This is a genomic window from Tsukamurella soli (assembly GCF_039541155.1).
In the GTDB taxonomy this organism is placed as follows: Bacteria; Actinomycetota; Actinomycetes; order Mycobacteriales; family Mycobacteriaceae; genus Tsukamurella; species Tsukamurella soli.
In genome coordinates this window covers 20,804-33,496 of record NZ_BAABFR010000053.1, presented here as the reverse complement: position 1 = coordinate 33,496, position 12,693 = coordinate 20,804, and the positions used below count along the sequence as shown (strand labels likewise).

Here is a 12,693-nt window from a genome sequence, read left to right as displayed (position 1 = left end):
CGGGTGACCGTCGGCGACGACGGCCCGGGCGTTCCGGCGGCGGACCGCGACCGGGTGTTCCTGCGGTTCGTCCGGCTCGACGCCGGGCGGCCGCACGGCGGCGGCTCCGGGCTGGGACTCGCGATCGCCGCCGAGATCGCCGCGGCGCACGGCGGGGCGATCGAGGTAGGCGACAGCCCGCTCGGTGGGGCGGCCTTCACCCTGGTGTTGCCGTACGTGCCGCCGTTCACCGCAGGCGTGGGAGCAGCGCGCGGGCGGCGCGTGGGGCCGGATCAGGACGAGGTCTCGTCGATCCGGTAGCCCGCCCCGCGTACGGTCTCGATGGTCCAGGTGCCGAACGGGACGTCGATGCGTTTGCGCAGGTAGCCGACGTACACCTCGACGATGTTCTCGTCGCCCTCGTAGTTGAAGTCCCATACCGAGCGCAGGATGTCCGACTTGGCGACGACGGTGCCGGCATTGCGCATGAGGTGCTCGAGGACCGCGTACTCGCGGGGTGTGAGTGTGATCGGCTCGCCGTCGCGCGCGACGATCCGCTGCGCCGGATCCAGAGTGAGGCCGCCGGCTTCGAGCACGGCCGGCCGCGCGGTGGTGGCGCGGCGCAGCAGGGCCCGGATGCGGGCCTTGAGAACGACCACCGAGAACGGTTTGGTGAGGTAGTCGTCGGCGCCCGTATCGAGCGCCTCCGCCTGATCCCACTCGCCGTCCTTCGCCGTGAGCATGAGGACGGGCGTCCAGACGCCCGCCTCCCGAAGTCGGGCCAGGAACTGGAAGCCGTTGAGCCCCGGCATCATGATGTCCAGGACGATCACGTCGCAGCCCACCTCCGTCGCCTGCCAGAGGCCGTCGACGCCGGTATGGGTGACCACCACGTTCCATCCGTCGGTGGCGAGGGTGCGGCGGACGGTCTCGGCAGCATGGACGTCATCGTCGACGATCAGCGCGCGCACACCGCCATCCTGCCCGATCCGCGAGCGATGCGGTGGGGTGTCGGGCTACTGGTCGCGGTCCGCGACGAATCCGGCGAGTCTGTCGGTGACGAACTGCTCGGTGCCGTCGCGCGTCACGCCGAGACCGGACAGCAGTCGCGCCGCCACGGTGTCGGGGTCGGCGAGGAGCCCGAGCAGGATGTGCTCGGTACCGACGTAGTTGTGGCCGAGCCGCAGAGCCTCCCGGACGGTCAGCTCGATCGCCTTCTTGGCAGACGTGTCGAAGGGGATGTGTCCGGACGGCTCGTCGGAGCCGGGCGCGGAGACGGCCGCCACCGCGCCCCGGAGCGCCTCGTCGGTCACGCCGGCCGCGCGCAGTGCCTGCGCGGCCAGGCCGTCGGGCTGATCGAACAGGCCGAGCAGCAGGTGCTCCGTGCCGATGACCGGACTCCGGGTGGCGCGGGCCGCCTCCTGGGCAGCGACGATGCAGAGCCGGGCGCGGTCGGTGAACCGGGAGAACGGGCCGCGCGCGGTGAAGTCGGCCGCGGTGAACTCGGGCGAGGTGATGTTCGCGGGTACGAACCGCTTCTGCGCCGCCTGCTTGCTCACTCCCATCGCGGCACCGATCTCCGCCCACGTCGCGCCGCTGCGCCGGGCCTGGTCCACGAAGTGGCCGATCAGGTGATCGGCGGTCTCGCCGAGCCGTTCGGAGACGACGATGGCGTCGCTGAGATGGTCTAGCGGACCGCCGCCCGGATGGAGGCCGCGGACGGTGTCGATGAGGTCGTCGAGTCGGATGTTGTACGTCATGAGGACAACCGTAGGTTGACAAATCGAATGCTGTCAATAATTGGTTGACGGTCGAGTCGGGCGTTCTGGCACACTCAGGACATGGCAGGGGCGGGTGCATGATCGAGGTGGCAGGTCTGACCAAGGTGTACGGCCCCGTGCGGGCGGTGGACGACCTGTCGTTCGCGGTGCGGCCGGGCCGGGTGACGGGCTTCCTCGGCCCGAACGGCGCCGGGAAGTCGACGACGATGCGGTTGGTCCTGGGCCTCGACGCGCCGACGGCGGGTGCCGCCACCGTCGGCGGGCGGAGGTACCGGGAACTGGACCGGCCGCTGACGCGGGTGGGGGCGTTGCTCGACGCGAAGTGGGTGCATCCCAACCGGTCTGCGCGGGGCCACCTCCGGTGGCTGGCGGCGACGAACGGCATCCCGCGCACCCGCGTGGACGAGTGTCTGGGCCTGGTGGGGCTGTCGGACGTCGGGGGCAAGCGCGCCGGCGGCTTCTCGCTCGGCATGTCGCAGCGGCTGGGCCTCGCGGCCGCCCTGCTCGGCGATCCCGGGGTGCTGATGTTCGACGAGCCCGTCAACGGCCTCGACCCCGAGGGCATCGTGTGGGTGCGCACCTTCATGAAGTCGCTAGCGGCGCAGGGTCGTACGGTCTTCGTCTCGTCGCACCTGCTGTCCGAGATGGCGCTCACCGCCGACGATGTGGTGATCGTCGGCCGGGGCAGACTCGTATGGCACGGCGCCATGGCCGATTTCATCGCGCAGCACTCCGATCACTCGGTGCGCGTCCGCAGCCCGCGCGCCGACGAGCTGGGCCGGGAACTCGCCCGCCGCGGCATAGGGGTGGCGCCGGCCGGCCCGCCCGGGGTGCTGACGGTGACGGGCGTCCCCACCGACACCGTCGGCGACGTCGCGGCCGAGCTGGGGATCCCACTCCACGAATTGGCAGGCGCGACAGCCTCATTGGAGGAGGCGTTCATGCGGTTGACCTCGGGCGCGGTGGAATACCACGGTGGGAGCGTCGCGTGATCGCGGGTGTGTTGACGGCGGAGTGGATCAAGCTGCGCACCGTGCGCGCCACCCCGTGGTGCCTGGGGCTGATGTTCGTCCTGTGCGTCGGGGTCAGCGTCATCATCGGGCTGGCGACGCACTCGCTGTCGGCCCCCGACGACGATCTCACGGGAATCGGCGGGAACGCGGGGATGCTGCTCATGGGCGCCGCCCCGGTGATCGGCTTCGCCGGGCTGCCCGGCTTCGGTGTGCTCCTGTGCGGGCTGCTCGGGGTGCTGAGTGTGACCACCGAGGCCCGCTTCGGCACCCTGCGTGCGACATTCCTCGCGGTGCCGAACCGCTGGGTCGCGTTGTCGGCCAAGCTGATCGTGGTGTGCGTGGCATGTGCCGTGGCCGCCTTCGTGACAGTCGCGGTGGGACTGCTCGCGTTCGTGGCCGTCGGCGGGGGCTCGGGCGGCGTGTCGCTGCTCGGCCCGGGCACGTCGATCTATCTCACGGTGCCCGTGTCCGCCGCCCTCGTCGCGGCCGTCGGCGTGGGCCTCGGGGCGTTGCTGCGCAACGCGGCCGGCGCGGTCACGGTGCTGCTGCTGTACTTCGTCCTGTTCGAGAACGTGCTGTCCTCGGTGCCCAAGGTCCGGGTGGTCGGTCCCTACCTGCCGTTCGCCAACCTGCAGCACTTCCTGCACGTCGCGCCCGGCCACTTCCGCTGGCCGCCCGCGGTGGGCGGCGGGTACTTCCTCGCGTTCGCGGCGGTGGTGTACCTCGCCGGTGCCGCTGTGGTCGCCCGTCGCGACGCGTGAGGGCGGTAGCGTTCCCGGCGTGACGGATCCGATCGAGGATTTCTGGGCCTGGTGGGCCGGGGCGCGCGCCGACGCGAGACGGGCGTTGGCGGACGGCGCGTTCGGCTCGCTGCCCGAGCAACTGACCCGGCGGCTGCGTGAGGTCGACGAGGAGCTCGACTGGGAGTTCGGGCACATCGACGAGCCGGGCCGGTGGTCGCTGGTGATCAGCGCGAACGGCGACCCCGAGCTGCGCCGGCTTGCCGAGCAGGTGTGTGCCGGGGCGCCCGCCGACGACCCGGACTTCGACTATCACCCTGCGCGACAACCGGATCCGGGCATCGTCGAGGTGGTGATGACGGTCGACGGCGGTCCGCTCGCGCTCGCCGACCTGCGGTTCGCGGTGACTGTCGATCGCGCCCGCCACGTGGTGGACGTGGCGGCGTATCACCCCGGGTTCGGCGCCGTCGACGAATCGGGGCGGCTCGCGGTGGTGTTCATGACGCTGGACAAGCTGCTCGGCGAGGACGCGGTGGAGCGGTGGATCGGGGAGGTCGCGACGGCCGCGGACGAACCTGCGGGCGCCGTTCCGCCGGCGGGATTGGCCGACATGGTCGCCGAGGTGGCGGCCGGTGCACCGGCGGACGGCTGGGTCGAGCTCCTCACCAGCACCCCCGATGGCGTGCCCATGCGGGTGGGTCTGCGTCGCCCGCTGCACTGGCTGGACCGGCCGCTGTGTACGCGCCTCGCGGTGCTGGAACGCGCCTTTCCCGCGGAGCGGGGCCGAGGCGGTGACGTGCCGCGCGGCGCAGTGATCGCGCAGCTGGAGGCCGATGAATCGGAACTGCTCGGCGGGCCGAACAGGGGAGCGTCGCCATGCCCGCTGATGACGCAGACCGTCGCGGGAAAGCGGACGCTGATCCTGGCCGTCGACCCCGAGGCCGATGCGGCTCCGTTCGCGGACTGGGCGGAGCGGTACGAGGCTCGGCTGAGCTTCCGCGACGACCCCGGCTGGAACATGCTGCGTCGCTATCGCTGACTGCGCCCGTCACGCGGGCGGTGCCTCCCGCAGCCGCCAGGACGCGTTGACGGCGCCGTGACCCGCGCCCAGCGGGTACGCCGCGTCGAGCGACCGGGTGACCCAACGCTTGCCGAACGCGACGGCCTCCGGCACCGTCGTCCCGTGCGCCAGCGCGCACACCATCGCCGCGCCGAGCGTGTCGCCCGCCCCGTGGTCGTGGGTTGTGACGATCCGGTGCGCCTCGAACTCGAGGAACTCGGTGCCGTCGTAGAGCAGATCGGTACTGGTCGCCGCGGTGCGCAGGTGCCCGCCCTTGACCAGCGCCCAGCACGGCCCCATGTCGTGCAGCGCCCGCGCCGCGTCGCGCTGCGTCGCCTCGTCGACGACCTCGATGCCGGTCAGCAGTCGTACCTCGTCGAGATTGGGGGTGACGACGGTGGCGAGCGGGAAGAGGCGGCCGACCAACAGCGCGAACGCCTCGGGGGACAGCAGCGGGTCGCCGTGATGGGACGCGCTCACGGGGTCCACCAGGAACGGTATCCCGGCCGCTCCCTCGCCTGTCCGACCGCCGATGCCCAGCTCGGCGGCGGTATCGGCGACGGCCGCGATGATGCCCGCGTCCGCCAGCATCCCGGTCTTGACGGCGCCGACCCCGATGTCGCCGATCACCGCCCGGATCTGCCCGGCGACCGTCGCCGGCGGGATCGGGTGGAACGCGCTGACGCCCAGGCTGTTCTGCACCGTCACCGCGGTCACTGCGCACGTGCCGTGCACGCCGGCGAGGGTGAACGTGCGCAGGTCCGACTGCAGGCCGGCGGCGCCTCCGGAGTCCGATCCGGCGATGGTCATCACCCGGACCGGCGTGTCACCGTGGGCGGGCAGGGGCAGCAGATCCATGCCGGTCACCCTATCGCCGGCGGTACGCCGGTCAGGTGTTTCGCCGTTGCGACGAGGAGTCATGCACCTTGATGCGTATCTTAGGTAGCACTATGATGCTTAGATGAGAACAACGATTACACTCGATGCCGATGTCGCTGGACTTGTGGCGGATGCGATGCACCGCCGCCGCCTGTCGAAGAAGCGCGTCGTCAACGAGGCGTTGCGGGCGGCACTTGCCCCCCAGGCGTCGCCGACGATGTCGTACGAGCCTCCCGTTCACCACACCGCCTTGGCACCTGGGCTCGACCTAGCCGGGTTCAACAGACTCGCCGACGAGCTCGAGGACCAAGCGATCATCGAGATCGCGACACGGAGCGCGCGTTGATAGTTCCCGATGTCAACCTCCTTCTCTATGCACACATCGACGCCTTCCCTCAACACGAACATGCTGTCGCGTGGTGGAGGGGTGTTCTCAATACCGGGACGCCCGTGGGGATCTGCGATCCCGTTGTGTTCGGCTTCCTACGCATCGCGACGAACCCGAGAGTCCTCGAGACGCCGCTGACCATCGGGAGTGCTACCGATATCGTCGAGGGGTGGTTCTCCCGGCCGACGGTGTCGCGGCTCGTCGGTGGCCCCGGGCATCTGCGCGCCGTGCTCGAGTTGCTCGCCGGGGTGGGAACCGCGGGCAACCTGACCACCGACGCGCAGATCGCGGCCCTGGCGATCGAGCACCACGCCGCCGTTTACTCGAACGATTCGGATTTCGTTCGCTTTCCGGCGGTGAAGTCGGTGAACCCGCTCAGCTGATCCGGTCCGCCCACACCCGCCACAGCGGGTTCACCGGCCCGTGGCCCGCGCCGAGCGGGTATGCCCACCGCAGCCCCTCGGTGACCCAGGCCTTGGCGAAGGCGACGGCGTCCGGCACCGTCATCCCGTGCGACAGCGCCGCCGTGATCGCGGCGGCCAGGGTGTCGCCCGCGCCGTGGTCGTGCGGGGTGTCGATGCGCTCGGCGCTCAGCTCGACGTACTCGTGGCCGTCGGACAGCAGATCGGGGCTGAACTGTGAGGTCCGCAGATGCCCGCCCTTCACCAACGCCCAGCGCGCACCCAGCTCCAGCAACGCGTGCGCCGCGCTCCGCTGCGACTCGGCGTCGGTGACCTGCACACCCGTGATCAGCCGCACCTCGTCGAGGTTCGGGGTCACGACGGTGGCGCGCGGGATCAGCACGGTGCGCACCGCGTCCAGGGCGTCCGCCGCGAGCAGCGGGTCGCCGTGCATGGACGCCGCAACGGGATCGACGACGAGCGGGACGGCGTGGTCCCGGCCGATTCCGACCTCGTCGGCCGCTGCCGCGACCGCCTCGATGATCGCCGTGGACGCCAGCATGCCGGTCTTGGCGGCGCTCACGCCGATATCGCCGACCACCGACCGGATCTGGGCCGCCACCACGTCGGGGGCGATCTCGCTGAAACCCGAGACCCCGACACTGTTCTGCACCGTCACCGCCGTCACCGCGACACAGGCGTGTAGCCCGAGTGTCGCGAAGGTGCGCATGTCGGCCTGGATCCCGGCGCCGCCGCCGGAGTCCGAGCCGGCGATGGTGAGCACCCGCGCGGGCGTCTCGCCTCGCGCGGGCGCGGGCAGCCTCAGGGTCCGCGGGTCCGTCATCAGGAGACGACCGGCAGGTACACCTTGCCGCCCGCGGCCACGAATTCGTCCGACTTCGCGTCCATGCCTGCGGCGATCTGCCGGTCGATGTCCTCCTGGGTCACCAGGTTGTGCTCCTGCGCATATGCGCGGACGTCCGCGCTGATCCGCATCGAGCAGAACTTGGGGCCGCACATCGAGCAGAAGTGTGCGGTCTTCGCCGGCTCGGCCGGCAGCGTCTCGTCGTGGTATTCCCGGGCGGTGTCCGGGTCGAGCGACAGGTTGAACTGATCCACCCAGCGGAACTCGAAGCGCGCCTTGGACAGTTCGTCGTCGCGGGCCTGCGCGCCCGGGTGTCCCTTGGCGAGATCGGCCGAGTGGGCGGCGATCTTGTAGGTGATCACGCCGACCTTGACGTCGTCCCGGTTCGGCAGGCCCAGGTGCTCCTTGGGAGTGACGTAGCAGAGCATCGCGGTGCCGGCCTGCGCGATCATCGCCGCGCCGATAGCGGAGGTGATGTGGTCGTACGCGGGTGCGATGTCGGTCGCGAGCGGGCCGAGGGTGTAGAACGGTGCCTCCTCGCACAGCTCCTCCTCGAGCCGCACGTTCTCGGCGATCTTGTGCATCGGGACGTGGCCCGGTCCTTCGATCATCACCTGCACGCCATACGATTTCGCGATCTTCGTGAGCTCGCCGAGGGTGCGCAGCTCGGCGAACTGGGCGGCGTCGTTGGCGTCCGCGATCGAACCGGGGCGCAGCCCGTCACCGAGGCTGAAGGTGACGTCGTAGTCGCGCAGGATCTCACACAGCTCGCGGAAGTTGGTGTACAGGAACGACTCCTGATGGTGGGCCAGGCACCAGGCGGCCATGATCGAGCCGCCGCGGCTGACGATGCCCGTGACCCGGTTCGCCGCCAGCGGCACGTACCGCAGCAGCACGCCCGCGTGCACCGTCATGTAGTCGACGCCCTGCTCGCACTGCTCGATCACGGTGTCCCGGTACACCTCCCACGTCAGCTTGGTGGGATCGCCCTTGACCTTCTCGAGCGCCTGGTAGATAGGGACGGTGCCGACGGGGACCGGCGAGTTGCGCATGATCCACTCGCGCGTCTCGTGGATGTCCTTGCCGGTCGAGAGATCCATGATGGTGTCGGCGCCCCACCGGGTGGCCCACACCATCTTCTCCACCTCCTCGGCGATCGAGCTGGTCACGGCCGAATTGCCGATGTTGGCGTTCACCTTGACCGCGAACGCCTTCCCGATGATCATCGGCTCGCACTCGGGGTGCCGGTGGTTGGCGGGGATGACGGCCCTGCCGATCGCGACCTCATCGCGCACGAACTCCGGGTCGAAGCCCTCCCGTGCGGCGATGTAGCGCATCTCGTCGGTGACGACTCCCGCACGGGCCCAAGCCAACTGGGTGGACGCACGGCCACCGTCGGGCTGCGTGACGGGGGCCGGGCGCTGCCAGACGTCCCGCGTCTTGGGCAGGCCGGTCCGTAGGTCGTGTACGTCGTCGGCCGACGGGTACTCCGTGTACGGGCCGGAGGTGTCGTAGACGTCGTGGTGGTCGCCGTTGGTCAGCGCGATCCGCCGGAAGGGGACGCGCATTCCGCCGACGGCGCGGTACTGCTTGCTAGACCCCTCGATGGGGCCGCAGGTGACGTCGGTGACGGTCGTGGTGGTGTGTGGACTGGGCACAGCAGGGCTCCTGACTCCCTACGCCGGCATTACCCGGACAGGTTCATACGGTCGACGCCCGCGTCAGGCGTCCTCTCAGCTCGTGCGACGAGCTCCCGTGTGGCTTGCGTTACCGAGGGTAGCCCACTCCGGCGGTGCGGGGGAGGTCTGCGCCACATCGCGCCGCGTTCCGGACCTCAGCGCCCGACGCGCCGCGGGCGCATATGTCGCGCACCATGGCGACCGGGCGTAGCCTGGCGGTGACAGTGATGGATGTCACACCGGGCGGCTCGATGGTCGAGTCGATGGTCGCGCGGTTGGCGGAGGAGGTCGATATGGCGCGCAACGAGACAGCCGGCGAGCGGGGATCCGTGGATGTCCCGCCACCCACGATGGAGCTGGCGGAGCCGCTGCGGTTGTTCGACAACCCCGTCCGGGACCGGTACGAGATGTGGTCGGGCGACGAGTTGATCGGCGTCGAGGGCTACGAGGTGACCGAGCACGGCGACGTGATCCTGCTGCACACGGTGGTCATGGAGAAGTTCGGGCAGCAGGGGTTCGCCCGGGGGCTGGTGCGGGGCGTGCTCGACGATGCCGCTGCCCGCGGCCGCCACGTGATCCCGGTCTGCACCTATGTGCGCAAGTTCATCGCCCGCTTCCCGCAGTACCAGGAGTTGGTCGCCGCCGCGAACGCGTAGGCTCCGGCACCCGATCACGGTTCGGTTCGGTCGCGCTGCTATCGCGCGCCGATGATCTCGTCGGCGACCCACTGCGCCGCACCGGCGGGATATGGCGCGGGCAGCGAGAGCACCAGGTGCCGGAAGCCGGCAGCCTCGAATTCGGCTATGGCCGAGCGGGTCTCGCCGGGGCGGTCGTAGGACACGGGCACGATCGTAGAGCGGGCGATCCCGGCCGGGTCGCGCCCGATCTCGTTGCACAACCGATCCAGGGTGGCGCTGCGTCGGGCGATGTCGCCGACCTCGCCGGGGATGTTGATGATGTCCGCGTGCTCGGCGGCGACTCGAAGGGTCGCGGTCGCGCGCCCGCCGATCATGATCGGCGGGTGGGGTCGCTGCACGGGCTTGGGGTTGCACCACGCGCCGGTCAGGTGATGGTGGGCACCGTCGAAGTCGAACGGCTCGTCGGCCGTCCAGAGCCGGCGGATGATCCAGCACGCCTCGGCCAGGCTGCCGACGGCATCGTCGGCGTCCACGTACGGCAACCCGTGTGCCTCGTATTCGCGTCGCGCCGTGGGAATGCTCGGTCGCGAGCCCGCGCCGATCCCGAAGTCGAGCCGCCCGCCCGACACGACGTCGACGGTCGCGGCGATCCGCGCGAGAATCGCCGGCGGTCGGAACCTGTTGCTGGACACCCCTATTCCAAGCCGGAGTCGCTCGGTCTGGGCGGCGAGTGCGGACAGTAGGGTCCAGCCCTCGAAGATCGGTCCGGACGGGTCGCCGGCGATCGGGAAGAGGTGGTCGAACAGCCAGGCGTGCGCTATCGCCGGCACGGCGTCGGCTTCGCGCCACACACGCAGGATGTCGTCGTAGGAGACCTGCTGGGGCGCTGTAGCGATGCCGAAAGACGTTGTGGTCATGGGATCTCTCCTCGGCGGAGTGGATGGGCGGAGCGGGCGGGTACCGTCTTAATCGGAACCACGCTCCACTTACTATACGGAGCGGTGTTCCGATCGACCAGGGGGTGGAGAGAGAAGTGGGAGATATGAACGCGGCGCGGGCCCCGCGGAAGCGCGCCGACGCACGCCGCAACGAGCAGGCCCTGCTGGACGCGGCGGCACGCGTGTTCGTCCGGTCCGGCGTGGACGCGCCGGTCCGACAGGTGGCGGCCGAGGCGGGAGTCGGCATGGGCACCTTCTACCGGCACTTCCCGACCAGGGCCGACCTGGTGGTCGCGGTCTACCGGCACCAGGTCGAGGCCTGCGCGGAGGCCGGTCCGGCGCTGCTCGGCCAGTCGCCGTCCCCGTACGGGGCGCTGTGCCGCTGGGTGGACGTGTTCGTCGACTTCCTGGTCACCAAACACGGGTTGGCCGCGGCGATGCGGTCGGACAGCGGTGGGTTCGAATCCCTGCACGCCTACTTCCTGGACCGGCTGGTCCCCGTCTGCGCCGACCTGCTGGCGGCCGCGTCCGCGGCGGGTGAGGTCACCAGGGACGTCGACGCGTTCGCCTTCATGCGCGCGATCGGCAGCCTGTGCATCGACGCCCGCGATCCGCGCTACGACGCCCGCGGGATGGTCGCGCTGCTGCTGGCGGGCCTGCGCCCAGCGAGTCGGTAGCCTGTTGCCTCTATAACGGGACGTGAGCGACCGTTCTGCCTCTGCCACTGAGGCCTGCGGCGGCGACCGAGCGGATCGGCTGGCGGCGTGTCGCGGCTGAAGGACTCCGGTCTCGGCGCTCGATGGGGACGGTGCTGATGTGTGGTCGAGGCTAGAACGCGGTCGACGTCCAGTACCCGTACCGGTGGTGCTGCGTGAAGCCGAGCCGGGAGTACATCGCTCGGGCGGGGGAGTTGCTCTCGAGCACCTCGAGGAAGCAGCGCTCCGCGCCGTGGGCGATGCCCTCGGCGGCGAGCGCGCGCAGCAGGTCCGTCGCCAGGCCGTGTCGGCGGAAGCGCTCGTCCACCACGAGCGAGCCGATGCCGGCCCACAGCGTGCCGGACGCGGGGTCATCGCCGTCGCGCGTGAGCGACAGGCGCACCGCGGCGGCGACGTCACCGTCGAGCACGATCTCGCCGAACCGCACCGCGCCGATCACCTGCCGCACCCAGTCCGCCGACACCGCGGAGCTGGACTGCAGCGCCAGCCAGCCCGGCGACGGTGCGTCGGACCACGTCACGTGGGGGCTGACGGTGGCGATCCGGGCGCCGTCCGCGACGAAGACGGCCGACTCGCGGTCGAGGCCGCCGGGGCGGTCGCGGCCGGCGAGCCGGTCCACCCACTGCAGCCGCAGCGGCAGCCCGCGCTCGGTGTACCAGGCACGGACACCGTCGAGCCGATCGAGCGACGCCGCGGGACTCAGTGGCGCAGCCGAGTTGGCGCGGCCGCCGGGGAGCGAACCGGCGGACCGGCACAGCCAACCGTCGACCTCGGCGCGTTCGAGCGACGGCCAGCACCGTGCCTCCGCTCGCACCAGCGCGCGGATGTCCCGGTTGCGGATCGGTCGCGGCGGAATCGCCTTGAGCGCCACCACATCCGAGCGGCGGATCGAGTGCAGCTCGCCGTCGCGCTCGACGACCAGGGGGTCGCCGTCGGACTCGAGCGTGCCGATCACGTCCGTGGCCTGACCGGACGGCAGCAACCGGCGGACCACCACCCGGCTGCCCGGGGCCGGGCTAATCGTCGTGCCCGAAGGGGTCGGCGACGGTGCCGGGCGTCCACGTGAGCCCGGGCACGCCCCAGCCGTTCTGCTTGATGGCCTTCTTCGCCCGCCGGGCGTTGCGGCCGACCAGCACGTCGGTGTAGAGGAAGCCGTCCAGGTGCCCGGTCTCGTGCTGCAGCATCCGCGCGAAGAAGCCGTTGCCCTCGATCTCGACCCGGTTGCCGTCGCGGTCGGTGCCGGTGACCCTGGCCCAGTCGGCGCGACCGGTCGGGAACGACTCGCCGGGCACCGACAGGCAGCCCTCTTCGTCGTCGTCCGGGTCGGGCATCGTCTCGGGGACCTCGCTGGTCTCGAGGACGGGGTTGATCACCTCGCCGCGGCGGCGCTCGCCGATCGCGTCGTCGGGGCAGTCGTAGACGAACAGCCGCAGGGCGCGCCCGACCTGATTGCCGGCCAGGCCGACGCCGTTCGCGCGGTCCATGGTCTCGAGCATGTCGTCGAGGAGGGCCACGATCTCGGCGCCGGGCCGGCCGTCCGCGTCGAGGTCGACGGGGGTGGTCGGACGGTGCAGGACGGGCTCGCCGACGATGCAGATAGGGAGGATCGCCATGGG

Annotated in this window: 16 protein-coding genes and 1 riboswitch; of the genes, 8 read left to right on the top strand and 8 right to left on the bottom strand. The window is 70.9% G+C overall.

Annotated features, from left to right (window positions below; translation table 11 throughout):
- The coding region (locus ABD908_RS16300) for an ATP-binding protein (RefSeq protein ID WP_344997790.1) at window positions 1-300 on the top strand (300 nt) is incomplete at its 5' end.
- Here the strand turns inward: ABD908_RS16300 and ABD908_RS16295 are convergent.
- A complete protein-coding gene (locus tag ABD908_RS16295) occupies window positions 273-950 on the bottom strand; it encodes a response regulator transcription factor (protein WP_344997788.1) in 678 nt (225 codons plus the stop codon). The genes ABD908_RS16300 and ABD908_RS16295 overlap by 28 nt on opposite strands.
- 45 nt (window positions 951-995) lie before the next feature.
- Entirely contained in the window at window positions 996-1,739 is a 744-nt protein-coding gene (locus ABD908_RS16290) for a Clp protease N-terminal domain-containing protein (protein WP_344997786.1), read from the bottom strand.
- Between the two features lie 98 nt (window positions 1,740-1,837).
- Here ABD908_RS16290 and ABD908_RS16285 point away from each other — a divergent pair, with 98 nt between their 5' ends.
- Genes ABD908_RS16285 through ABD908_RS16275 form a run of 3 tightly spaced genes read left to right on the top strand, consistent with a single transcriptional unit; the run spans window position 1,838 to window position 4,552 of the window.
- Window positions 1,838-2,752 (top strand): ATP-binding cassette domain-containing protein, encoded by a 915-nt coding sequence (locus ABD908_RS16285; protein ID WP_344997784.1) that lies wholly within the window; start codon window positions 1,838-1,840, stop codon window positions 2,750-2,752.
- The gene (locus ABD908_RS16280; protein WP_344997782.1) at window positions 2,749-3,534 is read left to right on the top strand and encodes an ABC transporter permease subunit; all 786 of its coding nucleotides are present in this window, start codon (window positions 2,749-2,751) and stop codon (window positions 3,532-3,534) included. Before ABD908_RS16285 ends, ABD908_RS16280 begins: the two co-directional genes overlap by 4 nt.
- A gap of 19 nt (window positions 3,535-3,553) precedes the next feature.
- Window positions 3,554-4,552 (top strand): hypothetical protein, encoded by a 999-nt coding sequence (locus ABD908_RS16275; protein WP_344997780.1) that lies wholly within the window; start codon window positions 3,554-3,556, stop codon window positions 4,550-4,552.
- 9 nt (window positions 4,553-4,561) lie between these two features.
- Here the strand turns inward: ABD908_RS16275 and thiD (ABD908_RS16270) are convergent, their stop codons facing one another.
- Complete coding sequence (gene thiD, locus ABD908_RS16270) at window positions 4,562-5,431, bottom strand: bifunctional hydroxymethylpyrimidine kinase/phosphomethylpyrimidine kinase (protein WP_344997778.1); 870 nt, start codon at window positions 5,429-5,431, stop codon at window positions 4,562-4,564.
- Between the two features lie 103 nt (window positions 5,432-5,534).
- On the opposite strand from thiD (ABD908_RS16270), the gene ABD908_RS16265 reads away from it, so the two are divergent.
- Together ABD908_RS16265 and ABD908_RS16260 are read left to right on the top strand one after the other, a co-directional pair.
- Window positions 5,535-5,798: an antitoxin gene (locus tag ABD908_RS16265; RefSeq protein WP_344997776.1), complete on the top strand. Its 264-nt coding sequence runs from the start codon at window positions 5,535-5,537 to the stop codon at window positions 5,796-5,798.
- Window positions 5,795-6,223: a TA system VapC family ribonuclease toxin gene (locus ABD908_RS16260; RefSeq protein WP_344997774.1), complete on the top strand. Its 429-nt coding sequence runs from the start codon at window positions 5,795-5,797 to the stop codon at window positions 6,221-6,223. The genes ABD908_RS16265 and ABD908_RS16260 overlap by 4 nt, the downstream gene beginning before the upstream one ends.
- Here ABD908_RS16260 and thiD (ABD908_RS16255) read toward each other — a convergent pair.
- Complete coding sequence (gene thiD, locus ABD908_RS16255) at window positions 6,216-7,085, bottom strand: bifunctional hydroxymethylpyrimidine kinase/phosphomethylpyrimidine kinase (RefSeq protein ID WP_344997772.1); 870 nt, start codon at window positions 7,083-7,085, stop codon at window positions 6,216-6,218. The genes ABD908_RS16260 and thiD (ABD908_RS16255) overlap by 8 nt on opposite strands.
- Window positions 7,085-8,764 carry a phosphomethylpyrimidine synthase ThiC gene (gene thiC / locus ABD908_RS16250; RefSeq protein ID WP_344997770.1) on the bottom strand — a complete coding sequence of 560 codons (1,680 nt, stop codon included), beginning with the start codon at window positions 8,762-8,764 and terminating at the stop codon, window positions 7,085-7,087. Before thiC ends, thiD (ABD908_RS16255) begins: the two co-directional genes overlap by 1 nt.
- Window positions 8,763-8,873, bottom strand: a riboswitch (TPP riboswitch). It overlaps the preceding gene by 2 nt.
- Before the next feature lie 139 nt (window positions 8,874-9,012).
- Between thiC and ABD908_RS16245 the strand changes: the two genes are divergently transcribed.
- Window positions 9,013-9,441 (top strand): GNAT family N-acetyltransferase, encoded by a 429-nt coding sequence (locus ABD908_RS16245; RefSeq protein WP_344997768.1) that lies wholly within the window; start codon window positions 9,013-9,015, stop codon window positions 9,439-9,441.
- Between the two features lie 38 nt (window positions 9,442-9,479).
- On the opposite strand, the gene ABD908_RS16240 is transcribed toward ABD908_RS16245, so the two are convergent.
- A complete protein-coding gene (locus tag ABD908_RS16240) occupies window positions 9,480-10,340 on the bottom strand; it encodes an LLM class flavin-dependent oxidoreductase (protein WP_344997766.1) in 861 nt (286 codons plus the stop codon).
- A 125-nt stretch (window positions 10,341-10,465) separates the two neighbouring features.
- Here ABD908_RS16240 and ABD908_RS16235 point away from each other — a divergent pair, with 125 nt between their 5' ends.
- Window positions 10,466-11,038: a TetR/AcrR family transcriptional regulator gene (locus tag ABD908_RS16235; protein ID WP_344997792.1), complete on the top strand. Its 573-nt coding sequence runs from the start codon at window positions 10,466-10,468 to the stop codon at window positions 11,036-11,038.
- Between the two features lie 151 nt (window positions 11,039-11,189).
- Here ABD908_RS16235 and ABD908_RS16230 read toward each other — a convergent pair whose 3' ends face one another.
- Together ABD908_RS16230 and ABD908_RS16225 are read right to left on the bottom strand one after the other, a co-directional pair.
- A complete protein-coding gene (locus ABD908_RS16230) occupies window positions 11,190-12,098 on the bottom strand; it encodes a GNAT family N-acetyltransferase (protein WP_425584389.1) in 909 nt (302 codons plus the stop codon).
- Entirely contained in the window at window positions 12,094-12,690 is a 597-nt protein-coding gene (locus ABD908_RS16225; RefSeq protein ID WP_344997762.1) for a peptide deformylase, read from the bottom strand. Before ABD908_RS16225 ends, ABD908_RS16230 begins: the two co-directional genes overlap by 5 nt.
- Window positions 12,691-12,693: the final 3 nt, after the last annotated feature.

Excerpts from the sequence above, each read along its gene's own strand:
- ABD908_RS16225 (WP_344997762.1), bottom strand. The coding sequence starts at position 12,690 with ATGGCGATCCTCCCTATCTGCATCGTCGGCGAGCCCGTCCTGCACCGT.
- ABD908_RS16285 (WP_344997784.1), top strand. The coding sequence starts at position 1,838 with ATGATCGAGGTGGCAGGTCTGACCAAGGTGTACGGCCCCGTGCGGGCG.
- ABD908_RS16290 (WP_344997786.1), bottom strand. The coding sequence starts at position 1,739 with ATGACGTACAACATCCGACTCGACGACCTCATCGACACCGTCCGCGGC.
- ABD908_RS16240 (WP_344997766.1), bottom strand. The coding sequence starts at position 10,340 with ATGACCACAACGTCTTTCGGCATCGCTACAGCGCCCCAGCAGGTCTCC.
- thiD (WP_344997772.1), bottom strand. The coding sequence starts at position 7,085 with ATGACGGACCCGCGGACCCTGAGGCTGCCCGCGCCCGCGCGAGGCGAG.
- ABD908_RS16235 (WP_344997792.1), top strand. The coding sequence starts at position 10,466 with ATGAACGCGGCGCGGGCCCCGCGGAAGCGCGCCGACGCACGCCGCAAC.
- ABD908_RS16245 (WP_344997768.1), top strand. The coding sequence starts at position 9,013 with ATGGATGTCACACCGGGCGGCTCGATGGTCGAGTCGATGGTCGCGCGG.
- thiD (WP_344997778.1), bottom strand. The coding sequence starts at position 5,431 with ATGGATCTGCTGCCCCTGCCCGCCCACGGTGACACGCCGGTCCGGGTG.
- ABD908_RS16265 (WP_344997776.1), top strand. The coding sequence starts at position 5,535 with ATGAGAACAACGATTACACTCGATGCCGATGTCGCTGGACTTGTGGCG.